The sequence below is a fragment of the Helicobacter sp. genome (assembly GCF_022770205.1).
GTDB lineage: Bacteria > Campylobacterota > Campylobacteria > Campylobacterales > Helicobacteraceae > Helicobacter_D.
The window spans coordinates 13,029-36,278 of sequence record NZ_JALEIK010000005.1 but is presented as its reverse complement, the minus strand read 5'-3'; the positions used below and the strand labels follow the sequence as shown (position 1 = coordinate 36,278).

Annotated in this window: 26 protein-coding genes and 5 tRNA genes; 7 read left to right on the top strand and 24 right to left on the bottom strand. The window is 36.7% G+C overall.

What is annotated here, in order from left to right; translation table 11 throughout:
- Nucleotides 1–6: 6 nt before the first annotated feature.
- The 13 genes from rplL to MRZ19_RS01320 form a co-directional block, all read right to left on the bottom strand.
- Nucleotides 7–381 (bottom strand): 50S ribosomal protein L7/L12, encoded by a 375-nt coding sequence (gene rplL, locus MRZ19_RS01380; protein WP_291029581.1) that lies wholly within the window; start codon nucleotides 379–381, stop codon nucleotides 7–9.
- Nucleotides 382–394: 13 nt separating this feature from the next.
- Nucleotides 395–877 (bottom strand): 50S ribosomal protein L10, encoded by a 483-nt coding sequence (rplJ, locus tag MRZ19_RS01375; protein WP_291029618.1) that lies wholly within the window; start codon nucleotides 875–877, stop codon nucleotides 395–397.
- A 93-nt stretch (nucleotides 878–970) separates the two neighbouring features.
- Nucleotides 971–1,675 carry a 50S ribosomal protein L1 gene (gene rplA, locus MRZ19_RS01370; RefSeq protein ID WP_291029579.1) on the bottom strand — a complete coding sequence of 235 codons (705 nt, stop codon included), beginning with the start codon at nucleotides 1,673–1,675 and terminating at the stop codon, nucleotides 971–973.
- Between the two features lie 22 nt (nucleotides 1,676–1,697).
- Nucleotides 1,698–2,123 carry a 50S ribosomal protein L11 gene (gene rplK / locus MRZ19_RS01365; RefSeq protein ID WP_291029577.1) on the bottom strand — a complete coding sequence of 142 codons (426 nt, stop codon included), beginning with the start codon at nucleotides 2,121–2,123 and terminating at the stop codon, nucleotides 1,698–1,700.
- Between the two features lie 22 nt (nucleotides 2,124–2,145).
- Nucleotides 2,146–2,670, bottom strand: coding sequence for a transcription termination/antitermination protein NusG (gene nusG / locus MRZ19_RS01360; protein ID WP_291029616.1), 525 nt, complete (start codon nucleotides 2,668–2,670; stop codon nucleotides 2,146–2,148).
- A gap of 20 nt (nucleotides 2,671–2,690) precedes the next feature.
- Complete coding sequence (gene secE, locus MRZ19_RS01355; RefSeq protein ID WP_291029575.1) at nucleotides 2,691–2,870, bottom strand: preprotein translocase subunit SecE; 180 nt, start codon at nucleotides 2,868–2,870, stop codon at nucleotides 2,691–2,693.
- 28 nt (nucleotides 2,871–2,898) lie between these two features.
- Nucleotides 2,899–2,974, bottom strand: a tRNA-Trp gene (locus tag MRZ19_RS01350).
- Nucleotides 2,975–3,002: 28 nt separating this feature from the next.
- Nucleotides 3,003–3,173 (bottom strand): 50S ribosomal protein L33, encoded by a 171-nt coding sequence (gene rpmG, locus MRZ19_RS01345; protein WP_291029573.1) that lies wholly within the window; start codon nucleotides 3,171–3,173, stop codon nucleotides 3,003–3,005.
- 9 nt (nucleotides 3,174–3,182) lie between these two features.
- The gene (tuf, locus tag MRZ19_RS01340; RefSeq protein WP_291029572.1) at nucleotides 3,183–4,385 is read right to left on the bottom strand and encodes an elongation factor Tu; all 1,203 of its coding nucleotides are present in this window, start codon (nucleotides 4,383–4,385) and stop codon (nucleotides 3,183–3,185) included.
- Between the two features lie 149 nt (nucleotides 4,386–4,534).
- A tRNA-Thr gene (locus MRZ19_RS01335) sits at nucleotides 4,535–4,609 on the bottom strand.
- Between the two features lie 72 nt (nucleotides 4,610–4,681).
- Nucleotides 4,682–4,758 (bottom strand) — tRNA-Gly (locus MRZ19_RS01330).
- 7 nt (nucleotides 4,759–4,765) lie between these two features.
- Nucleotides 4,766–4,850, bottom strand: a tRNA-Tyr gene (locus MRZ19_RS01325).
- A gap of 55 nt (nucleotides 4,851–4,905) precedes the next feature.
- Nucleotides 4,906–4,981, bottom strand: a tRNA-Thr gene (locus MRZ19_RS01320).
- A 183-nt stretch (nucleotides 4,982–5,164) separates the two neighbouring features.
- Here MRZ19_RS01320 and MRZ19_RS01315 point away from each other — a divergent pair.
- From MRZ19_RS01315 to MRZ19_RS01290, 6 genes are read left to right on the top strand one after another with little or no spacing between them, the layout of a single operon-like run.
- Nucleotides 5,165–7,123 (top strand): TonB-dependent receptor, encoded by a 1,959-nt coding sequence (locus tag MRZ19_RS01315; RefSeq protein ID WP_291029571.1) that lies wholly within the window; start codon nucleotides 5,165–5,167, stop codon nucleotides 7,121–7,123.
- A complete protein-coding gene (locus MRZ19_RS01310) occupies nucleotides 7,123–7,695 on the top strand; it encodes a hypothetical protein (protein WP_291029570.1) in 573 nt (190 codons plus the stop codon). The genes MRZ19_RS01315 and MRZ19_RS01310 overlap by 1 nt, the downstream gene beginning before the upstream one ends.
- Nucleotides 7,688–8,335 (top strand): 5-formyltetrahydrofolate cyclo-ligase, encoded by a 648-nt coding sequence (locus tag MRZ19_RS01305; protein ID WP_291029569.1) that lies wholly within the window; start codon nucleotides 7,688–7,690, stop codon nucleotides 8,333–8,335. Before MRZ19_RS01310 ends, MRZ19_RS01305 begins: the two co-directional genes overlap by 8 nt.
- The gene (gene rny / locus MRZ19_RS01300) at nucleotides 8,277–9,794 is read left to right on the top strand and encodes a ribonuclease Y (protein WP_291029568.1); all 1,518 of its coding nucleotides are present in this window, start codon (nucleotides 8,277–8,279) and stop codon (nucleotides 9,792–9,794) included. The genes MRZ19_RS01305 and rny overlap by 59 nt, the downstream gene beginning before the upstream one ends.
- A gap of 9 nt (nucleotides 9,795–9,803) precedes the next feature.
- Nucleotides 9,804–10,082: a hypothetical protein gene (locus tag MRZ19_RS01295; RefSeq protein WP_291029567.1), complete on the top strand. Its 279-nt coding sequence runs from the start codon at nucleotides 9,804–9,806 to the stop codon at nucleotides 10,080–10,082.
- A 10-nt stretch (nucleotides 10,083–10,092) separates the two neighbouring features.
- Nucleotides 10,093–10,740, top strand: coding sequence for an alpha-1,2-fucosyltransferase (locus MRZ19_RS01290; protein ID WP_291029566.1), 648 nt, complete (start codon nucleotides 10,093–10,095; stop codon nucleotides 10,738–10,740).
- Between the two features lie 8 nt (nucleotides 10,741–10,748).
- Here the strand turns inward: MRZ19_RS01290 and MRZ19_RS01285 are convergent, their stop codons facing one another.
- The 8 genes from MRZ19_RS01285 to flhA are packed head-to-tail and all read right to left on the bottom strand — an operon-like array spanning nucleotide 10,749 to nucleotide 18,596.
- Entirely contained in the window at nucleotides 10,749–11,651 is a 903-nt protein-coding gene (locus MRZ19_RS01285; RefSeq protein ID WP_291029565.1) for a glycosyltransferase family 2 protein, read from the bottom strand.
- Nucleotides 11,641–12,576, bottom strand: coding sequence for a protein YibB (gene yibB / locus MRZ19_RS01280; RefSeq protein WP_291029564.1), 936 nt, complete (start codon nucleotides 12,574–12,576; stop codon nucleotides 11,641–11,643). The genes MRZ19_RS01285 and yibB overlap by 11 nt, the downstream gene beginning before the upstream one ends.
- Entirely contained in the window at nucleotides 12,576–13,514 is a 939-nt protein-coding gene (locus MRZ19_RS01275; RefSeq protein WP_291029563.1) for a capsular polysaccharide synthesis protein, read from the bottom strand. Before MRZ19_RS01275 ends, yibB begins: the two co-directional genes overlap by 1 nt.
- A complete protein-coding gene (locus MRZ19_RS01270; protein WP_291029562.1) occupies nucleotides 13,507–14,289 on the bottom strand; it encodes a glycosyltransferase family 25 protein in 783 nt (260 codons plus the stop codon). The genes MRZ19_RS01275 and MRZ19_RS01270 overlap by 8 nt, the downstream gene beginning before the upstream one ends.
- Nucleotides 14,289–15,023, bottom strand: a complete 735-nt coding sequence (locus MRZ19_RS01265; protein WP_291029561.1) for a phosphoribosylglycinamide formyltransferase — start codon at nucleotides 15,021–15,023, stop codon at nucleotides 14,289–14,291. The genes MRZ19_RS01270 and MRZ19_RS01265 overlap by 1 nt, the downstream gene beginning before the upstream one ends.
- Nucleotides 15,014–15,259 (bottom strand): hypothetical protein, encoded by a 246-nt coding sequence (locus tag MRZ19_RS01260; RefSeq protein ID WP_291029560.1) that lies wholly within the window; start codon nucleotides 15,257–15,259, stop codon nucleotides 15,014–15,016. Before MRZ19_RS01260 ends, MRZ19_RS01265 begins: the two co-directional genes overlap by 10 nt.
- A gap of 2 nt (nucleotides 15,260–15,261) precedes the next feature.
- A complete protein-coding gene (locus tag MRZ19_RS01255; protein WP_291029559.1) occupies nucleotides 15,262–16,326 on the bottom strand; it encodes a 3',5'-cyclic-nucleotide phosphodiesterase in 1,065 nt (354 codons plus the stop codon).
- A gap of 11 nt (nucleotides 16,327–16,337) precedes the next feature.
- The gene (gene flhA / locus MRZ19_RS01250) at nucleotides 16,338–18,596 is read right to left on the bottom strand and encodes a flagellar biosynthesis protein FlhA (RefSeq protein ID WP_291029614.1); all 2,259 of its coding nucleotides are present in this window, start codon (nucleotides 18,594–18,596) and stop codon (nucleotides 16,338–16,340) included.
- 141 nt (nucleotides 18,597–18,737) lie between these two features.
- Between flhA and rpsO the strand changes: the two genes are divergently transcribed.
- Entirely contained in the window at nucleotides 18,738–19,013 is a 276-nt protein-coding gene (gene rpsO / locus MRZ19_RS01245; RefSeq protein ID WP_291029558.1) for a 30S ribosomal protein S15, read from the top strand.
- A gap of 3 nt (nucleotides 19,014–19,016) precedes the next feature.
- Here rpsO and recG read toward each other — a convergent pair whose 3' ends face one another.
- Genes recG through MRZ19_RS01230 form a run of 3 tightly spaced genes read right to left on the bottom strand, consistent with a single transcriptional unit; the run spans nucleotide 19,017 to nucleotide 23,229 of the window.
- Nucleotides 19,017–20,825: an ATP-dependent DNA helicase RecG gene (gene recG, locus MRZ19_RS01240; RefSeq protein WP_291029555.1), complete on the bottom strand. Its 1,809-nt coding sequence runs from the start codon at nucleotides 20,823–20,825 to the stop codon at nucleotides 19,017–19,019.
- A gap of 2 nt (nucleotides 20,826–20,827) precedes the next feature.
- The gene (locus tag MRZ19_RS01235; protein WP_291029553.1) at nucleotides 20,828–22,075 is read right to left on the bottom strand and encodes a pitrilysin family protein; all 1,248 of its coding nucleotides are present in this window, start codon (nucleotides 22,073–22,075) and stop codon (nucleotides 20,828–20,830) included.
- A gap of 50 nt (nucleotides 22,076–22,125) precedes the next feature.
- Nucleotides 22,126–23,229: a dehypoxanthine futalosine cyclase gene (locus tag MRZ19_RS01230; protein WP_291029612.1), complete on the bottom strand. Its 1,104-nt coding sequence runs from the start codon at nucleotides 23,227–23,229 to the stop codon at nucleotides 22,126–22,128.
- Nucleotides 23,230–23,250: the final 21 nt, after the last annotated feature.

The window sequence follows — 23,250 nt, the reverse complement described above, 5'->3', positions numbered from 1 at the left end:
CAAAAATTATTTAATATCGACTTTTGCACCAGCTTCTTCAAATTTCGCTTTAATAGCATCAGCATCTTCTTTCTTGATGCCCTCTTTAATGGTAAAAGGAGTTTTCTCAACTGCATCTTTTGCTTCTTTTAATCCAAGTCCTGTTACTTCTCTTACAACTTTAATGACATTAATTTTCTTATCGCCACTCTCTGTAAGGATAACATCAAACTCAGTCTTTTCTTCAGCAGCAGCTGCTCCACCACCAGCAACAGCACCCGCAACAACCGTTGGAGCTGCTGATACACCAAACTTCTCTTCAAAGGCTTTTACAAGCTCTGAAAGCTCCATTACTGAAAGATTCCCAATATACTCTAATACCTCTTCTTTTGAAATTGCCATAATTTTCTCCTATTTATTGTGCTTCTTTTTCTTTGCGTAAATTATCCAACCCTGTAACAAAATAACGAGCAGGAGCAGTCCAAACAGACAACAACATACCAATAAGCTCTTCTTTAGAAGGTAGTTTTGAAACAACTTCAATATGCTTTGCATCCACAACTTCACCTTCAAAGCAGCCAGTCTTAATTACCAATTTTCCACCCACAGAGCTTGAAAATTTACTAATTACTTTTGCTAGGGAAATTTGATCTTCACTCCAAACAAAAATATTATTTTCTTTTAACTCTAATCCTTCAATACTAGAATTTTTTAAAGCAATGGATGCAAGCGTGTTTTTAATGACTTGGACTTTTGCATTTTGCTCTCTTGCATTTGCCCTTAAAGATTCCAATTCTTTAACCGATAAGCCTTTATAATCACAAATAATAATTGCACTAGATGCTTTAAATTCCGCAGTAAGATTCTCAATTAGAGTGGTTTTTTCCGCTTTTGTCATCATTAACCTCCTTTCAGACGAAAGACTTATATAGGGTAATTTTTAAGCCTTAAGCCCCCATAGTCATTAGCCTAAGATAAAAACAAGAATAAATTATTTCATATCAATGAGTTCTTGCGTGTCTAATGTTAGAGACGGACTCATTGTTAATGCTAGCGTTGCATTTTTAATGTATTTTCCCTTTGCGCTTGCTGGCTTTTGCTTATTAATATTTTTTACGAGTGCAATAATATTTTCTTCAAGTTTTTTTGCATCAAAACTTGCCTTGCCAACAGGAGCGTGAATAATCCCTTTTTTATCAACACGATAATTAACCTGTCCGCTCTTTGCGTTGCTTACGGCTTTTGAGATTTCCATTGTAACCGTGCCTGTTTTTGGGTTTGGCATTAAACCTTTTGGTCCTAGGATTCTACCTACTTTACCCACTAATGCCATCATATCAGGCGTTGCAATCACCATATCAAAATTCAAATCGCCATTTTTAATTTGCTCTGCTAAGTCATCATCGCCCACAACATCAGCTCCCGCCGCTTTTGCTTCATCAGCTTTCGCGCCTTTTGCAAAAACTGCTACACGCACACTCTTACCTGTTCCATTTGGCAACACAACTGCTCCACGAATCATTTGATCAGCGTGTCTTGGATCCACACCCAAACTTAACGCAACTTCAACCGTTTCATCAAACTTAGCCGATGCTAAAGACTTAACCATTGCAGAAGCGGTTGTAATATCGTATATTTTTGTGCATTCCACTTTATTAAGAAGATTTTGCATTCTTTTTGTTAATTTTTTTGCCATTCCTATACTCCAACGCGTCTTTTTAATCTACAACTTCAATGCCCATACTACGAGCACTTCCTTCAACAATTTTAATCGCCGCTTCTTCTGTGTTAGCATTCAAGTCGTCCATTTTAGTTTTTACAATCTCTAAAACCTGCGCTTTTGTTAATTTGCCAACTTTATTTTTTAAAGGATTATCAGAACCTTTTTGGATTCCAGCAGCTTTTTTAATCAAATCTGTAACAGGCGGTTTTTTTGTAATAAATGTAAAACTTTTATCTTGATAAACCGTGATGATGACAGGAATATTAAAATCCCCCATATCTTTTGTTTTTTCATTAAAAGCTTTACAAAACTCCATAATATTCACACCGCGTTGTCCTAAAGCTGGACCTACGGGAGGAGATGGATTTGCTTTTCCTGCTGGGATTTGAAGTTTAAGCTCGCCAACAATTTTTTTTGCCATAACTTATCCTTGTTTTTAATAATTAAACGATTTTTTCCACTTGAGAATAAAAGATTTCAATAGGAGTGCTACGCCCAAAAATAGAAACATTAAGTTTCAGTTTACGATGTTCCATATCGTATTCTTCAACAGTGCCTGTGAAATTAGCAAAAGGACCTTCAATAATTCTCACAACCTCTCCTGCTTCAAAAATAATTTTTGGTTTTGGAGCCGCACGATTCTGCACTTTTTCAATAATATGATTAATATCAGCTTCACTTAATGGCGTTGGTTTCTTGGATTCTCCAATAAAACGACTCACTTTAGGCAAGGATTGAATGGTATGCCACAATGCTGTATCTAAATCCACTTTTACAAAAACATATCCGGGATAAAGACTGCGCTCACTAATTTTTTTCTTATTGTTTTTAACTTCAATAATATCTTCCGTAGGGACAACAATATCTGTAATTCTTTCTTCTAAGTGATGTTCTCTTACGAGATTTTCAATCCCACGCTTTACAGCTTGTTCACTACCAAAATATGTTTGAATTGCATACCAATACAACGCCATAAACAAATCCTAATTTATAAAATACTAGAAACAAAACTACCAAGTATGAAATCAACTAATACCAAAAATAAAGCAATAACCGTTACAACAAGAACCACAGAAATAAAAGCATTCCTCACCTGTTCTTTTGTAGGAAAAATGACTTTGGATAATTCTTCTTTGGATAATTTATAATAGGTAATTAGTTTCTTCATTGCTAAATTGTCTCTCTTTATTCCAAAATGGCAGGCCAGGAGGGACTCGAACCCCCATCACTCGGTTTTGGAGACCGACGCTCTACCATTGGAGCTACTGACCTACATAATACTAGCCAAGGAAAGGAATCCTTAGCTTTTTAGCTTTATTTCTTTATGAATTGTATGTTTATTTAGTCTTGGGCAGAACTTTTTAAGCTCCAGTTTTTCTGTAGTGGTTTTAGCATTTTTCATTGTGCTGTAATTAATATCACCACACTCAGAACATTTAAGTCCAATTTTTATGCGATTTCCTTTAGCCATTTGTTAAGCCTATTCAATAATCTTAGTCACAACACCCGCACCAACAGTTCTACCACCTTCACGAATCGCAAAGCGTGTTCCTTCTTCAAGTGCAATCGGATTGATCAGTTCAACCGTGATTTTAATGTTATCGCCGGGCATTACCATTTCTACACCATCTGGCAATTGGATAGAACCTGTGATATCTGTTGTTCTTACATAAAATTGTGGTCTATAACCATTAAAAAATGGAGTGTGTCTTCCGCCTTCCTCTTTTGAAAGCACATAGATTTCACCTTCAAACTTTTTATGTGGCGTGATAGAACCGGGCTTACATAAAACCATACCTCTTTCCACTTCCTCTTTTTTTGTTCCTCTTAGAAGCACACCAACATTATCCCCTGCTTCACCCTGATCAAGTTCTTTTCTAAACATCTCAACGCCAGTTACCGTTGTCTTTTGCGTATCACGGATTCCAACAATTTCAATTTCATCACCAACTTTTACAATTCCTCTTTCAATTCTTCCTGTAACAACTGTTCCACGACCGGCAATGGAAAATACATCTTCAATTGGCATTAAGAAAGTCTTATCTGTTTCACGCACAGGAGTTGGAATATAGTCATCTACTGCATCCATAAGCTTCATAATTTTCTCACTCCACTCCCCAAGATTACCACCTTTTGCCTCTTCAAGAGCTTTAAGCGCAGAACCTGCGATAATAGGGGTATCATCACCCGGGAATTCATAACTTGACAACAACTCTCTAATTTCCATTTCTACAAGCTCTAGTAATTCTTCATCATCTACCATATCTTGCTTATTCATAAATACCACGATATAAGGAACACCCACTTGACGCGATAATAAAATGTGCTCCCTTGTTTGTGGCATAGGACCATCTGCCGCTGAAACAACAAGAATTGCTCCATCCATTTGTGCAGCACCTGTAATCATATTTTTAACATAATCAGCGTGTCCGGGGCAATCTACATGCGCATAGTGTCTTTTCTCTGTTTCGTATTCAATGTGAGAAGTTGCAATGGTAATCCCACGCTCTTTTTCTTCTGGAGCATTATCAATATTGTCATAGTCTTTTAACTCTGCTAAACCTTTTTGTGATAGAACAGCAGAAATTGCAGCACTTAGCGTTGTTTTGCCGTGGTCAACATGCCCGATTGTCCCAACATTTACATGAGGTTTGTTTCCTCTGTTAAATTTTTCCTTAGCCATAAGCCTCTCCTAAAAATTTGTAAGTTTAAAATAGCGGATATTCTACACTATTTTTACCGATTTTAAAATTAAGAATCGTACATTTTCTACAATTCCATCATAACTTTTGTAAAATTTAAAAATTGTGCAATCTGCACCCTTTGAAAAACTGGAGCCCATAAGCGGGATTGAACCGCCGACCTCTTCCTTACCAAGGAAGTGCTCTGCCACTGAGCTATATGGGCATAAATAAAAATACATAAATTTATTTTAAAGTGTTCTGCTGATAAAGAAAAATGTAGAATCAGCTCCCAGTATGGAGCGGGAAACGGGGCTCGAACCCGCGACCCTCAGCTTGGAAGGCTGATGCTCTAGCCAACTGAGCTACTCCCGCACGGCTATGGTGGTGAGACGTGGATTCGAACCACGGAAGTCGGAGACAGCAGATTTACAGTCTGCCCTCGTTGGCCACTTGAGTATCTCACCCCAAAAATTATTACATATAGACTGGTCAAACACTGAAAAAATTTAGTAAATTCTATGGAGCTGGCAAAGGGACTCGAACCCCCGGCCTGCTGCTTACAAGGCAGCTGCTCTACCAACTGAGCTACGCCAGCATATTTTAAAACTCTTAAAAAGAGAGTTGGAATTCTACTCTTTTTTGCTTTTATTGTCAATACTTTAGCTAAAAAATTATATAATAAAAAGAGCTTAGAAAAACCTAAAAAATTCTTAAAACACGGAATCCAAAAGGTTTTTTAATGTTTTCTGAAACAAAAATTTAAGGAGCTTTTCACAAAATGAAAAAAAATCACAAAAATCTTTGTCCAAAAGGATTTAGAAAGAAGTATTTTTCCCTTGCGGCGATTTTGGCACTACACACTGCATTGCTTGCACAAAGCCAAAATACCGCATTGCTTGAAAAATCAGATTCTGCCAATAAGAATCTTAAACTTTCTGTAATCTTAGCTGAAGAGTTTGTGGAGAATGGGGATTTTAAAGAAGTGTTTGACACACAAAGCATTGCACTCTCTAATGCCCAAAACATCTACGACTTTTTAAACACAAATTCCCTACTTACAATCCGTTCTAACTATGGCAACCCTTACACGCAAAACATTGACTTGCGCGGCTTTGGGCAAAACGGACATAAAAACCTTGCCATTGTTGTAGATGGAATCCTATTTGAAAACATAGATTCCGCACCTATTTCGCTTAATAGCATTCCGCTAGATTCTATCCAAAAAATAGAAATTATCCGTGCAAAAGGCACAACAAAATACGGAAATGGGGCGATTAGTGGAATCTTAAAAATCACAACAAATCGCAAAAATGGCGGCGCACTCAATCTCAACTATGCAAGTTATGGGACGCTAAATTCACAATTTTTCACACGCTCTATAAGAGATACCTTCAATATTGGAGTGTATGGGCAATACCAACACACACAAGGAGAGCGTTATCTAAGCAATCTAGGCGATGAGAAAAGCGGAAGCTATAACAAAAATGGTGGAATCACGGCGTTTTTCTATCCTAGCAATGATTTGCTCTTAAAAACAAATTTAAACTACGCAAAATACGGAATCAAATACGCAAACCCAATTTCTAAAGATGCCTTTGCACTCAATCCAAGTCTAGCAGGTAATGGACACACGCATCAAAAACGCTGGGACTTGACTTATTCTACTGGCTTTACAAACTTTAGTGATTTAGGCGTAGTAACAGATGTTAATATCGGTGGAAGCCGCAATGTAAGCAATTATGTCAATTATAATTCTAAATATGAAGGCAAGGGGCTTTTTTCTAATTTTAATTCACAATTTAAAAGCACTTCCTATTTGGCAGAAATTGGTGGAGAGATTCGCCAAAACACACGCCAAAATCTAGGGCAAAAAGCAGAAGTGGAATCACTACTTTTGTATCTCAATGGTGAAAAATACATTAACGATTCCACATTTAATGCCGGCGTTTCAACACAGCGCATCATCACAAAGCAAAGCGATATTTACAGCAAACAATACAATCTCTTTGGCGGAGAGCTAGGCTATAATTACGCACTGAATAGTCAAATCTCACTTTTTGCATCCTATGCACGCAGTTTTAATGTGCCAAATGTGGATTGGTTATTGTATTATGACCCTATAAACTTCACACCTGTTGCTAATCCTTACCTTGATGTCGCCACTTTTGATACTTATCAAATCGGCACAAAAGGAATCTTTAAAATCCACACCATTAGTGCAAATGCCTTTGTGATTCAAGGCAAAGATGAAGCCTTTTTTGGATTTAGCAAGCTTACAGGGGTTAGTGCAAACCAAAGCTTAGGCAAAACACAAAGAATAGGCGGAGAGATGAAATTTACCACGCAATATAGCGCATCGCTTTACTCTACACTAAGTTATGCCTATGTTAATGCCAAGATTAAAAGTAGCGAATATAAGGATAAAAAGATTCCGGGCGTTTCTAAGCATACATTCACTGCAAGTCTAAACTACTTACCCCTTACAAACCTTAATCTAGGCGTGCATTATAAATATGGCTCAAAAATGTATGATTACAACGATTTTAACAACACGCAAGATAAAACGCCAAACTACCAAAGCCTAAATCTTAGTGCAAGTTACGCCTTTAAGGACTTTGAAGTGTATGCGTCTGTGAATAATCTTACAAACCACAAAAACGCTGTTGTTGTAAGTGGTGCGTATTATCCTTATGAGTTTGAACACACCTTTAGCGGGGGCGTGAAATACACTTGGTAATGCGCACGATACATTTACGATTCTATCTTTTATACAAGCTTTTAAACTCCCTGTTTTTAGGCTGTTCTTTAGGGAGCGTGTTTATCATCTATGCTCCCTTAAATCCTAAAATCTACTCCCTAGGTGGAATCGCACTTGCGCTTGGGGCTTGGATTTTGACCTTTTTTTACACAAAAATCCTAAAAGAAAAGCCTTATAAGGCAATTCTCTTAGGTATTGAGTTGATTCCTTTTTGCTACATTTTAGCATACTTGCTCTTCCCAAACACATTTTTTGGAGCACTTTTAGTGTATTGCCTGTATCAAATCACCTTTATTTTTGGGGATTATTTAGGACGGGCTGAAACATTAATTTTTGTCAAAAAATCTGTGCTATCTTGGCTTGATAAACGCAAGCAAATCGGCTATTTAATAGGACTTGGAATGGCTTTTGTATTTTATGCGATTTTAGATTCCAATAATACCACACAAAAGGAATCGCAAATTTATCTTATGCACTTTTTGTTATTTTTGCTACAATGTGGCGTGTTTTTCACACTTTTTTATGCCTTCACAAAGAGAAAAAATGTCTGATTTAAAGGCAAATTACCGCAAAATCTTTAAAGCAAATCTTACAAAAATCGCACGCAAAAACAACGCATTGTGGCTAGATTATAAAATCCAAAATTCCCTAAAGACAGAGCTTGAACGCTTATTTTCTACCCATAAAGGCAAACGCCCTATTAATCTTTTATTGTATTACCCCTTACCCATAGAATTTGACAGCAGAAAACTTTTGCACATCTACAAAAGAAAAAAGGGGGTGCAAATTTTTTTACCTTTTATGCAGGGTATCAGTTTTAAAATTGTAAAATATAGACTTCCAATACAGAGAGGGGCTTTTGGCGTTTATGAATCTTACGATTCCTCTTTTAAACTTTTTAAACTTGATTATGCAATTGTCCCAGTGATTGGAATGGATAAAACATTTAAACGCATAGGATTTGGCAAAGGAATGTATGACAGATTTTTTAGCACTTTAAAAACAAAACCACAAACAATTTTTATATGCCGTGCATTAAATCTTACACACCAAAAAATCACGCAACCTTATGATTTACAAGCAGATAGTTTTATTTCTCCCTTTGCTACCCTAAAACTTAAGGATATTTACAATGTTAATATGGGTTGTTACAAGTTCCATTATCTCCGCAGTTGTCGCTGGAGGGGGTAGTTATCTTATAGCGCGCAAACTCTCACGCACAAAACTAGAAGCCCAGCTTGAACAAGCAAAGGCAGCATCAAAAGCAATTACATACGAAGCAGAAAAACTTTTGCAAGAATCTAAAATCAAGGCTAAAGACATTGAACTAGAAGCGAAACTTCACGCTGATAAAGAAAGCAGTAGAATCTTAAAAGAATACGAATCCAATTTACTACTCTTTGAAAAAGAAAAACATTTGCTAAATAAGAATCGCAATGCACTTTTACAAGAACAAGAATCCCTAAAACAATTAAAAAAAACCTACAATGCAAAGCTTGAGGAACTCACACAAAATCTAACAAAAATAACAAACCTCACAAAAAATGAAGCCAAACAAATGTTTTTAGAGCACATCAAAGAGGAATCCAAACTAGAAGCAGCCAAAATTATAAGAGAGCAAGAAACACAGGCAAGAGAAATTGCTAAGAAAAAGGCAAATTATATTCTAGCATTGGCGACTTCACGCTTTGCAGGAGAATTTGCAGCAGAGCGGCTTATCCAAAGCATCACGCTTCCAAGCGATGATTTAAAGGCACGCATTATTGGAAAAGAAGGTCGCAACATCAAAACTTTAGAAATGCTTTGTGGCGTGGACATTATCATTGATGATACACCAAATACAATTCTTGTAAGTTCACACAATCTTTACCGCCGCGCAATTGCAGTAGAAACAATTAAACGCTTACTAGAAGATGGCAGAATCCAACCTGCACGCATTGAAGAAATTTATCAAAAATGCTTTAAGGAGTTTGAAGAAAATGTGTATAAAGAAGGTGAACAAGTTGTGCTTGACTTAGGGCTTAATGGAATCCATCCAGAAGTCAAAAAACTCATAGGAAAACTCCGATACCGCGCAAGCTACGGACAAAACGCCCTTGCGCACTCCCTAGAAGTTGCCAATTTAGCCGGAATCATCGCTGCAGAGCTTGGTGGAGATTGCCTACTTGCCACAAGGGCTGGACTACTCCACGACATCGGCAAGGCACGCACACACGATTTTAAAGGCACGCACACAGAGCTTGGGCTAGAGATTGCAAGGCGATATAATGAGCCTTCTGTGGTTTTAAACGCGATTCTCTCTCACCACGGCTTAGAAGAGATAAAAAGCATTGAAGCAGCGGCAGTTTGTGCAGCAGATGCACTCTCAGCAGCACGCCCCGGAGCAAGGCGCGAAGTGCTAGAGAACTACCTAAGGCGCGTCAGCGAGATAGAAAAAATCGCCACTTCCAAAATAGGTGTTTCACACGCCTATGCAATCAACTCTGGACGGGAAGTGCGTGTGATTGTAAAATCCGAAGACATTAACGATGATGAAGCCTATCTCTTAGCAAAGGACATCGCAAAGGATATAAAATCTAGCGTGCAATATCCAGGCGAAGTGAAGGTAAGCGTTATCCGTGAAACTAGAGCCTATGCCATAGCAGAATAAGGACATATAATGATTGTAAGATTAATGGGTGGATTAGGGAATCAAATGTTTTGCTATGCTTTTGCAAAAGCTCTTAGTTTGCAGAAAGAAGCTCAAGTGTTTTTAGATTATCACGATGAAGATTTAAAAAAAGCCACACCCCAAAGAAAATTTGAAATCAATCGCTTTAATCTTACTATTCCAATCACTTATGATTTCAAAATTCCAAAAAATCAATTCGCTAGAATTATTAACAATTTTTTACCCAAAAAATATCGCTTACAAAAATATAAATTTCCTCTATTATAAAGATGCTGATTTGACTTATGAACATTTTATAAAAAATAACTTTGATGAAAACAGCTACTTCTTGGGACTTTTTCAAAATGTAAAATACTTCATTACCATTGAACAAATGCTAAAAAATGACTTTACTCTTAAAACTCCATTAAACTCAAAGAATCAAAACATTAAAGATTATATTTTATCTACGAAAAATTCCTGCTTTTTACACATTCGGCGTGGGGATTATTTAAACAATCCCTTATTTATAGATTTATGCCAAACAAACTACTACAATAAAAGCTTAAAAATCATCAAAAATAAAATAGAAAAACCTCACATATTTATCTTTAGTAATGCTATACAATGGTGCAAAGATCATTTTTTAGAAACGCTTCATCCTGAAATCACAAATGCCGTAGTTTTTGAATTTATTGAAAGTAATGACGAAGGGGATGCTGTTGAAGAAATGGAGCTTATGCGGAGCTGCCAAAATGCTATTATTGCAAACTCCACTTTTAGTTGGTGGGCTGCTTTTCTTTTAGACAACAAAAATAAAATAGTGATTATGCCAAAAAAGTTTTTTACAAAAAAGATAGAAGAAGTGGATATTGAAAATCTTATCGTAAAAGATTGGATGGCTTTAGATTTTCTTAATAATATGCAAATTCCAAACTCACTTTAATAAATCCATCAAATTCCACATTTTATTCTTATTTTTCTTCTTAGCGCAAAATACCTTTGAAAGAAAAATCGCTCCAGCTTATCCAAAACACACAATCCCCCCTCCATAGATTTAATTTTTAAGGCAGTCTTTTGTAATTCATCTTTTAGCAACAAAAAATATAAAGACGCGATTTTTTTATTTTTGCTAGAATGGTTTTGTATCGTGTCTAAGACAAATTCTAAATCTTTATAATTTTCCTTTATTTTTTTAATATTTTTTGTATGCGATGTAGAATGTGGATTAAAGCGATAATAATATAAAACATTAGATAAATTTAAAAATCGCTCGCATTCACAAATTAAGAAAAAATTAACCAAAACATCTTCTGCCATTAAAATTTTACTTGGATTAAAAAAGTTTATCGCCTTTAAATATTTCTCTTTTTTAACTAACTTTCCCCAAATAGATTGATTAGGATATTTTTGCCCATACAACCAATTAACATAATCCTCCAAGCTTAAAAACTCCTGCTTCTCAAAAGTAAAAAACTCCTGCTTATCCCCACCATCATAAAACTGAAATGCTCCAAAAGCAATATAATCAAACCCATCTTGTAATGCTAGCTCACACGCATTTAAATCTAAAAAATCATCAGAGTCTAAAAACATTATATAATCTGCTTTTGCTTCCTTTGCTCCTTCAAAGCGTGCTAGCATTAGCTTTTGATTTTCTGCATTTTTGATGATTTTAATCCTAGAATCCCTACTTGCATATTCCCTTGCAATTTCTATGCTTCTATCACTTCCACAATCATCAACAATAAGGATTTCAATCTCTTTTAAAGTTTGATGTATGCAAGACTCTAAGCATTCTGCAATGTATTGTTCCACATTAAAAACAGGGATAATAATAGAGATTTTAGGCTGCATTTTTCAACACTTTATACCAAACATATAAAAATCCATAGTGCAAACATTGCTTAAAATTCCCCTGCTGCAATGCTTCTTTAAACTTAACCTTTGCTTGACGATAGGGTAAGAATTCCTTAATATTGCACTTTAAATTTTGCGCAATTTCCTTAGGAATAAAATTATCCAATGCACCAAACCATTCATAAGTGCGGATAATATGGTAATTTTGTGGAAAATTTCTAGCACACCATAAAAGCAAAATTTGATCATCATCAAAAATATTAAAAGAAATAAAAGCCCCTAATGCTTTTTGAAAATGCTCTTTAAAATTAAGCCAATTCTCCTTATTAGCATACAATGCTCCACCCATTAAAACCACTTCCATAGAATAATATAAATCAATAATTCTATCGTTATTAGATTCTATAAGCTTAAAGCAATTGATTTTATCATTACAAATACAATCCTGCGGACTTAAAACAAAATCAAATTGCTTAGAATCTGTATAAAACTCACCCCCGTGATTAAACCCAAAATCAAGCCATAAAATCCCATCATTAACGATTCCCCGCTCAATCGCATCGCAAATAAAATAAGGCTTGCAATACACTAAATAACAATATTCTGCACTTAAGCATTCTATGTTTTTAGGATTTTTGCGCCCCTTTGCTTGATTAAAATCTTGAAAAACTTTTGTGATTTTCTCTAAAGCATTAGGTGCAAACTCTCTCAAAGGCTTCACAATCACCTGCGTTAAATCCTCTAAGCCCTTTGCTTTTCTAATCTGTAAAATGGCTTCCTTATGCTCTTGTGTGGTATAAATGATTAAAGGATTCTTAACTCCTGCCCAAAAGGCGAAGTAATCATAATACTTTGTATAATCCCTTTGAAAACTATCTAAATGTTCCCTTTTAATATCATAAAATGCTGTTACTATTGTCATTACTTGCCCTGTAAAACTTTATCTACCATAGAATTTTGTGGCAAATTCTTAAAATAAGTGAGCTTATGCACTGCTGATTTTTCTTTAATGCTATCCCATAATGCTGCATTATAAGGATTTTTTGCATAAAACTGCAACAAGTGCATTGCAGTATCGCCAAATGCAGTGTCTCTGCAATGCAAAAATTGCTGATTTTGCACCAAAAGCTCAAAAAAGATTTGAAAAATAAAATAATGTTTTAGCTCTTTTTCTCTCTGCCAATACGCCAACATACAATCCAAAAGCGCGCAACATAAACTTTGCTTTTGCCTTGCTAGCATTAAAGAGCTACTAAACTTCACCTTAAAATTAGTATTCCAACTAAAATAACAATAATCAAAGTTTATCCACTGCTTGTAATCCTGCGGTGGAGTTTGTGAGCGACAAAAGGCAAAAAATTCTTTCTCTAAAATCTCTTGGGGAATCCTAGCACTTAAAAATATCGTAGCATCTAGCCAAACTCCCCCATAAGTTGCTAGCAACACAACACGCAATAAATCCGAAAAAAAAGTTTTGCTAAAAATACCCTTTTGCAGTCTTTCTAACACAAAAGGTGGAAAATCTATATAATCTGCAATGCTTTTTTCATCTAAAACAATAATTTTATGCGTATTCCCCATTTGTTTTTTCACAGAATCCAAACAAGCTTTAACAATTTTAGGTGCTTGCTCCTCTCCTTGAAACCATAATTGCCAAATGATATTTTGCGTCCCTAAAACTTGCTTTTGCCCAAACTCCCACCGCTTTAACTCCCCCTTAAAATAAGGAATCACATAATGCACATTTAAATACTCTGCCACTTCTTTATGCTCGTAATTTGCAATTTTTAACCCCTTAATGCGTCTCCTTAAAACTTTGATTGGAATGCACTCTGCTAAAGTATAGAAAATCTTATGCATAATCTCTTAATCCCTTAAAGCTTGGAATCAAAAATAATATTTCTTTTTTAAATCTTTTAAGATATTTGCGCCATTTAGGACGCTTTTTTGTGCGATTTGCATTGGTTTCTTGCACAGAGGTTTCCCTGCCAAAAATAGAATCTGTTTCCACCACAACAGGATAAAGCGCATAAACATTTACCACTTTATCATCACTTGTGCTATGATCATAAGGAACAAATATTTTTTCTAAATGCCTAAACATCTTTTTAGCCCCTTTAAGCTTCCAATACAATGCGTGTGTCCCAAAGCCACCTCCAACAAGCCGCTTTAAATGAAATGTGGAATCCAAATTTAAGTCAAACCTCCTTGAAAAAGGCGACTCTACACGGAATCCATCGTCTAAATACACTTGCCTATAATGCCCAAGCAATAACACTTCTAAATCTTTAGGAAGCTTGTTACGCAAGCTTAAAAGATACCCAAGTCTCTCATCAAACCACGCATCATCTTCTAAAATCACACACTCCTCTAATCCAAGTGCAAACATTCTCTCAAATGCTTTTTTATGGCTTAAAGCACAGCCAATCTCCCCTTGCGTCAGCGTCCTTCCAAGCAACTGATGGCTTCTCTTAGCATCACTAACACGCTCTATCTCCTCTCCACTTAGCTCCCTGCCATTTACCGCCTCTATGATTTCATAATCTAGCTGATACTTCCTACAAAGCCTAGAAATATACTCCCTCCGCTCCTTCGCACTTGCTAAATTGATAATAAAAAATTTTAAACCCTGCATTACTGCTTCCATAAGACTTCTAACACCGCTAAGGGATACAAATAATGCTCTAGCTTATGAATCCTAGCTTCATAGGATTCCAAACTTTCTTTTTGCTTCTTTACAAGCACGCCTTGTGCGATTATCTCTCCGCTATCAAGCTCATCGCTGACATAATGCACGCTCACACCCCCTAACTTCATTTGACTTTGATAGGATTCCATCATTCCATTTGCGCCTTTAAAAAGCGGCAAAAGTGAAGGATGGATATTAACCGCTTTAATAGAGTTTGTAAAAATAGGGGTTAAAATCCGCATAAAGCCCGCTAACACGCATAAATCTAACTCTAAAGGCTTTAAAATCAAAACAAGCTCCCTATCAAACTCCGCCCTATCTTTAAACGCTACACTCCCTAAAACCTGCGTTTTAATCCCAAGATTTTTAGCACGCACCAAACCATAAGCGTCTTTTTTATTGCTAAGTGCTAGCACGACTTCAACCTTAAATGCGTCTTTTTGGAATGCGTCTTTTTGAAACGCGCCTTCCTTCAAATCTCCTTCCTTCAAACCGCCCCCAACACAATCACACTCCACAAACGCATTTGTGATTCCACTGATTAAAAATTCCTGTGCTTCTAAATTCTGTAAATTCTGTAAATCGCTAGCACAAAAACATTTATTATGCAAGGCATTAATCAGTGCTTCTAAATTGCTTCCATTTCCACTAAATAAAATCGCAATGCGCTTTACTTGCACACCTTAGCCTTATTAAACAACGCAGGGTGCGTAGCTTTTAGATTCTCAATATTTTGTAAAATCTCTTTGATTCCATATTCCACACTCTCATCATCAAGATTATCAATATACGCATCTAACGCATTTTGAATCTTTTCTTCCTTCACTCCACTTAAAAGCAACGCCACACAAAGCATATCACTAAGCTGAATGGATAACTCTTCAATCTCTTCTTCTAATTCTTTAATCTTTTCCATTGCTACTCCAAAGTCTCTAAAATATTTTGCACACTTGCCTTAATATCCGCATACACAAAACTTTCCTTAAAGCCCTCAATCTTACCCCCACTTGCATTAGGATGCCCGCCACCATTAAAACATTGCTTGGCTAGCAAACTCACATCACACGCATTATTTGCGCGCAAACTCACATTCCCCCTAGCACTTAAATCCATAAAAAAATGAAACTTAGGGTTATTCTTTAAAAACAAGTTTGCTAGCACTGAAATATTCCCAATGCTATAACTCAAAAACCCCCGATACTCTCCCCAATACACACTACAAGATTCCGCCTTTTGCGCTAAAAGCTCACATTGATACCTTGAAACCAAATTATCTAGCGTATCACTAAATAAACTCCCTTTTAAAAAGCATTTTTTCATCTCTAAAATCGCATTATCTAGCAAAATATGCCCATTTTCCTGTGAGAGAAACCTTACTGACGCACTAAGCAAAGCAAGTTTATATTCCCTATCTTCATCATCAAACATAAAGCGATTAAATTCTTTTGCTTCCACAATCAAACGCATCGCCACCTTGCCAAACTCAAAGGCAAACCCATTTTCAAGCCACAAATCAATGCTATTAACCATCTCAACCATAGGTTCTAACCACGCCTTTGTGGAATCGCTTAGCCCATAACGCTCCAAAAGCGTATCATACACGATTTTTGTCGCACAGCGTTTAGTATCTAGCACATACCAAGGGTATTTTAAAGCACATTCTTGCCCACTTTTATGATGGTCTAGCAGCTCAAAAGTTACGCTAAATCCATTTAAATTAAGCTCTAGCACAGCTTGTGTAAGTTTCTCACACTCTTCTAAAGTTAAATTTAAATCACTCACTAAAATATGCGCCTTGCTCCCAACGCTTTGCGCTTTAATGTCTTTATAAATCTGCTCCAAACGCGCTCCCACTTCCCTGCCATAATTTGCATTATAAAAATGCAATTTGCAATCCTTAAATGCCTGCTTATAAAACGCATTACTTACCATTTGACAGCCATAGCCATCTAAATCAATGTGCGATAAATGATACACTTCCATATTTTACATCCTTAAATCGGAAAATCCACTGCACCTAGCACTTCGTATTTTGCTTGATAATCAATCTCTGCCACACTTAAAGCCACCATATTTCTCCCAAATCCATACTGCTCCATAAATGTTGCCAAAGGCTTTCTTAAAACCATAGGAATCCCACCAATAATCGTAGGTACTGCACCAAGGGACGCCCCTTTTTGTTGTGCAACATTAATTGCATCTAGCAAACTTTGCGACTCTGTGGGACTTAAACGCAAGCGTTGCCCCATTTTCTGCCCATCTGGCAAGCGTTCAAGCAAAAATTGCTCTAAAGTCGGCGAGAGAACAAAATAGCGCAAGGCTCCATCATCACTTTGAAAATTATGCGTAATTAAGCGTTTTAAACACGCCCTTACATATTCTGTAAGTGTCGGTAAATCCCCCTTGTATGCAGGATAACCATCAGCAATTGCTTCTGCAATACTTAGCATATCTTTAATGGGAATCTGTTCGTGCAACAACTCTTTTAAAATATGCTGAATCGTGCCTACACCCACGCCCTTAATCTCTTCAGCAAGCACAGGATAATCCTGCCCTAACTTGCCTAGTAAATTATGCACTTCTTGGCGCGTTAAAAGCTCTTCAGCGTGGCGTTTGATAAGCTCTTGGATGTGCGTGCTAATCACGGTTGCGCCATCAATAATTGTATAACCTTCAATAATCGCATCTTCTTTTTTATCCTCACTAATCCAATACGCATCTAACCCAAACACAGGCTCTTTTGTAGGCACTGCATCTTCTAGCTCCCCTGCAAAACCACTAGAAGCAATCGCTAAATACTTATCCACCATAATTTTTCCGTGCCCAATCTCAATTTCTTTAAGCAAGATTTGATACTCATCAGGGGGCAAATTTAAATCATCCCTTAAATGCACCATAGGCACTAGGATTCCATATTCTGTTGCCATTGCTTTTCGGATTTGACGGATTTTATTCACAAGCTCTCCCCCTTGTGCAGGATCAGCAAATTTAATGAGTTGATACCCAAGCCCCACACGTAAAATTTTAACCTTCAAAGCATTATCAATCTCTGCCTCATCACGCTTTTTACGCTCTTCTTCATTTTCTTTTGGTGGCTGTTGTTGTGCAGCATTTGCAGCGGCTTGTTGCGCTGCTTTTCGTTGTGGTAGATTCTCTGCATCCATTCCGTATTCAAGCTTTGTTTTATCCTCTTTTTTGATTTTTTTCAAAAAGGATTCCACATATTTCCAAGCCTCACCATCTTTTTGCTTATTTAAAAGCAATGCAAGTCCTAAAAATAATAAGCCCACAAAGCCTAAAGATAGCGTTGGCAAACCCGGCACCATTGCAAAAAGAAGCAAAATACAACCCACAATGAGCAATGTTTTTGACTCATTAAGCAATTGATCAATAATCCCTGAAGCAAAATTATCCCCTTCTTTGCTAAAGCGCGTTACAATAATACCTGTTGCAGTGGAAACAATGAGTGCTGGAAGTTGTGAAACAAGCCCATCACCAATGGTTAGAATCGTAAAAGTTGATGCCGCATCGCCCAAAGTCATATCACGCTGAAACACACCAATTAAAAACCCACCAATGATATTCACTAGTGTAATGATGATTCCTGCAAGCGCATCGCCTTTAACAAACTTATTAGCTCCATCCATTGCGCCATAAAAATCTGCTTCAGCTGTCAGAGCATCTCGCCTTGCCTTTGCCTCCTCTTGTCCAATAACTCCAGAGTTTAAATCCGCATCAATTGCCATTTGCTTACCTGGCATTGCATCTAAAGTGAAGCGCGCTTTAACCTCTGAAACCCTTGTAGAACCATTTGTTACAACCATAAAATTAATGATCACTAGAATAATAAACAAAATGATTCCAATAACATAATTCCCCCCCACAACAAACTGCCCAAATGCTGTGATAATATCGCTAACTGATTCAGGTCCTAAATGCCCATTGCTTAAAATCATTCTTGTAGTAGCAATATTTAGCGAGAGTCTAAAAAGTGTGATAATGAGCAAAAGCGTAGGAAAAGCAGAAAAATCTGTAGGCTTTTTCACATACAAAGCAATTAAGATAATGAGGGCAGAAAGCGCAATGGAGACTGCTAAAAAAAAGTCTAGTAATGCACTAGGCAGGGGAACAATGATAATTGCCAAAATTGCAATGATAAAAAAGACAACCGTTAAATCTTTTGAACCTGTTAAAAAACCCAAAAAGGGTGCAATTTTACCAAGAAGTGAAGTTTTTTTCTCTGCCGTTGCCATTCTACTCCAGCTACTTAAATTAATCTGCAATTTTAATCGTTTTTAACCCATAAAATCAAGAAATTTACACAACTTTAGCGGATTTTTACTTTTTTATGCTAGAATTCTGCCTTTTAATTTTATACCAATCAGGAGGTCAAAATGGCTCAAGATTCGGCGAAAAAAAGAGAAATTGTTTCTGCTTTTGCTAGAAATCCCAAAGACACAGGTTCCACAGAAGTTCAAGTTGCACTGCTTAGTGATAGAATTAAATCTTTAACAGAGCATTTAAAGGCTAATAAAAAAGACCATTCAAGCCGTTTAGGTTTAAGAAAACTTGTTTCTCAAAGAAAAGGCTTGCTCTCCTACCTAAGACGCACAGATTTTAAGCGCTATGCAAGTTTAATTGAAAAGCTAGGCTTAAAAGATAGGGGCTAGTGATTAAAATGATGCCGGCAAAGGAGCGTGGTTTAGTGCTTCTTTTGCCATTTTTATAATTTTCTCATCTTGGCTTAAATCTATCCAATGAAATTGCTTTCCGCTTTGATTAATCCCACTTAGCAAATCCCCGCTGTTGCGATATTCCAAGTCAAGTTGTGCAATTTCAAATCCATTTTGTGTTTTTGCAAACTTCTCTAACCGCTCTGTAATCTTTTGTTTTGTAAATAAAAAACAATATCCTTTTAAACCATTGCGACTAACCCTTCCACGCAACTGATGGAGTGTTGCAAGCCCCAATCTCTCCGCTCCTACAATCACAATCGTGCTTAAATTGGGCAATGAGATTCCAACTTCAATCAGCGTTGTTGCAAGCAAAATGCTGCCCTTTTCCCTAAACTCCTCTAGCACGCTTTCTTTATTCTTATCCCTGCCGTGCGTGCTATACACTGCCTTAAATTGCCTTTTCCAAAACAGCTCCCCATCTTTTAACGCCGTGTAATTTAACACTTCACTCTCTTCTACCAAAGGATACACAATAATAATTTGATGCCCTTTCTCAATCTCTTTATTAATGTGTGCGAGCAAATCTTTAAAATCTTCTTGGTGGATAATTTGCGTTATAATCTCCTTTTTAAAAGGCGCATCTTGAATAAAACTAAAATCTACAAAATTTGATGCAATCATTGCTTGCGTGCGTGGAATGGGAGTTGCAGAAAATTGTAAAATATGCGCCCTTTGCGATTGTGTGTTAAACATTTTTTCTAACTTGCTCCTTTGTGCAGTGCCAAAACGATGCTGCTCATCAATCATTACTAAAGCTCTACTGCTTAAATCTTGATGCAACAAAGCGTGCGTGCCAATTAAAAAATCGCAATCCTGCACATTGATTTTACTGCCTTGCGTGAGCAGTCCGACTTTTAGCATCTTTGGTAAAAACTTCTCTGCCTCACTAAAAAGTTGCTTTGCAAGCACAGAAGTAGGAGCCATCAACACACTTTTGCTAGGATAGGCAATTAATACAGAGGCTAAAATCACCATTGTTTTACCACAGCCCACATCTCCTACAATCACGCGCCTTGTGGCAAATTCTCCTTTTAAGGAATCTTGAATGTCTTTAATGGCTTCCTTTTGTCCTTGCGTGAGTGTGAAGGGCAAAGATTTTATCCATTCTTCCACACCGCCATTTAATTGCTTTAAAGCTCTAAAATAGCGTTTTTTATAGCGCAAAAGGCGCATATACTCATAGATTTCCATAAATTTTATCGCCTCTAAATACTGCCCAAAATAACCTCCATTTGCATTAAAATTTTTAAAAAAATCAAGATCTGGATGATAAATTTTATAAAGAGATTCCAATAGAGAAGGTAAAATATTAGGATAAAATTCCTTTAAAGGCTCTAGCGCAACAGATTCTGCAAACTCTCTAAAAGAGCATTCCCTGCCACCACCAAAGTTTAGCACAATAGAACCTGCTGTTTTTAATATTTTTGGCTGGAGAAGGGAAAAAGCGATTCCATATTTTTGGACTTTTCCGCTTACAATCAGTTTAGTTGAAGGCTTAAATTGACTCCTATGGTAAGGCTTTGCGTGGAAAATAATTAACTCTAATTGGCATTCAAACTTTGGTGCATAACATAGCACGCGCACTGGATTTGTCATTTTAAAATTTAGAATCTCAACTTCTAGCACTGCATCGTGATTGACTTCTAAACTCTTGCTAAGAAAAGTATTTGTATAGCCTTTTGGCAAAACTTTTAACATCGTTTCAAAAGGCGTTTTGCCATACTTCTGCCAAAACTCCAATGCCATTATTATTCTATATCAGCACTCACTATGGCAAAGGTTAAGTCTTTTATTTCACTATGTGCCTTGATATACGCATTCACATCACTAAGCTTTAAAGTAGAAATCTCTTTTAACACTTGCGCATTAAAATCTAATGGAAATCCATCATAATAGTTTATATAAGCCGTGCTTAAGCGTTGCGATAGCGTTTCATTGCGCAATGGCTCACTGCCTAGTAAATAGCGTTTTGCTTCCTCTAATTCTTCTTGCGTGATTCCCTTTTTTACAAAATCATCCACCACTTCCACGACAAGTTTTTGCGCCTCTTTTTCATTTTTTAAACTTGTTTGCAAATACCCTAACGCATAAGCTTGGTTATTTGTTGCGCTAAGGCGCATCACAGCAGAATATGCAAGTCCTCTTTTTACACGCACTTCCTCCATCATACGGCTACCAAATCCACTCCCTCCAAGCACAAAAGAAGCCACCTTAATGTAAGCTAACTCTTTTTGTAAATTTTCAACTTTTAAAGGCGCACCAAAATAAATATAAGCCTGCTGTGTATCTTTTAATACGCGTTCATAAGCTTTAGAGTGATTTGCTTCCCTTTTGGCAATTGCTTGCCTTTGCCCCTTTGGAAGTTTGCTTAAAGCCACTTCTAATTCCTTAGCAATCCCACTAAACTCTACATCTCCGCCCACAACTAAAATTAATGATTCTAAATTTACATATTGTTTATAAAACTTCTCCACATCACTTAAGCTAATCTTTGCGATAGAATCCTTAGTGCCGCTTAAAGGATATTCTAACGCCGTGCCTTTAAAAAGCAGAGACTGCAATAAGCGATTTGCTTGATAGTCATAATTGTTTTCTTTCTCTAAAATTCCAATCAAAGCATTTTCCTTCACTTTATCCAGTGTAGCTTGCGTAAAATTAGGATCTTGCAACAAATCTTTTAAAAAAAGGATTCCGTCTTTTTGCATACTTTGCATTCCACTAAGCGTAAAACTTAGTGTTTCTAAACCACTTCCAACATTTAAAGAAAGTGCTTGTTCCTCTAACCTTTGCGCAAACTTTGTTACACCTAGCTTTTTTGTGCCTTCATTCAAAAGAGAGCTTGTAACATCGGCTAATCCTAGATTTTCGCCATCACTCACGCCCCCAGCACCCTTAAAAACAAGCTGCACAAAAAAAAGCGGTAACTGCGTATTTTGCTCAAAAATCACCGGAATCTCAATGCCATTTACCTGCAAACTTTTCATTTCAACTGCCATCAAAGTCCCCTTTATCATAAAAAAAGTAAATAGTAATGCAAATATTTTTTTCAAAACTGCTCCAAAATATTATAAGCTGTATCTCTCTTTGCAGGAATCTCACCCACATCACGGATTAGACTAATCATTTCTTGCTGATTCATAGAATTTCTAGCTCCTGCTGCTGCAACAACATTTTCTTCCATCATTGTGCTACCTAAATCATTTGCTCCAAATAGTAAAGCCAATTGCCCAATGTAAGAACCTTGCGTTACCCAACTGCTTTGGATATTTTGAAAATTATCCAAAAAGATTCTACTGCAAGCAAGCAAGCGCAAATAGCGGTTTGATGAAGCTTTATGTAAAGTTGGAATCTCTTTTTGTAAGGGCGTAAATGCAGGCTGAAAACTCCATAAAATAAACGCTCTAAAGCCATTTGTGACATCTTGAAGGCTGCGGATTCTCTCCCAATGCTCCACAATATCCTCATCACTCTCCACACTTCCAAACATCATTGTTGCCGTGCTTTTAATCCCAAGTTTATGTGCTTCTCTATGCACTGCAATCCATTCATCAGAATCTAATTTTTTAGGCGCAATCACATCACGCACCCTATCGCTTAAAATCTCAGCTCCAGCCCCGGGGATTGAAGCAAGCCCACACTTTTGAAGCCTTTGTAAGACTTCAGCAATAGAGATTTTAGAAATTTTTGCAATGTAATTAATCTCAATGGCGGAAAACCCGTGAATAGTAATTTGTGGATATTTCTTTGCAATGTGGCACACTAAATCTTCATACCACTCTATTTTAAGGCTTGGATGCACACCGCCTTGAAACAAAATCTGTGTGCCGCCAATGGCTAAAAGCTCGTCAATTTTTTTATCAATCTCTTCAAAACTTAAAATATAGGTGTCCTCTTCATTAATGCGTCGCTTAAACGCACAAAATTTACAATCCACCCAACAAATGTTTGTATAATTAATGTTTCTATCCACAATAAAAGTCGTTAAATTATCAGGATGCAATTTGCGTTTAATTTCTAAAGCCATCTTGCCAAGCTCTTTTAAAGAAGCATTTTGCATTAAATGTAAAATTTCCTCTGCACTAACACGCGGCAATTTTGTCTTAACAACAGCGTTTTTCTCCCTAGAGTTCCTAGCAAAAACTTCTTGCATTGTGTGTAAATTAATATTAGA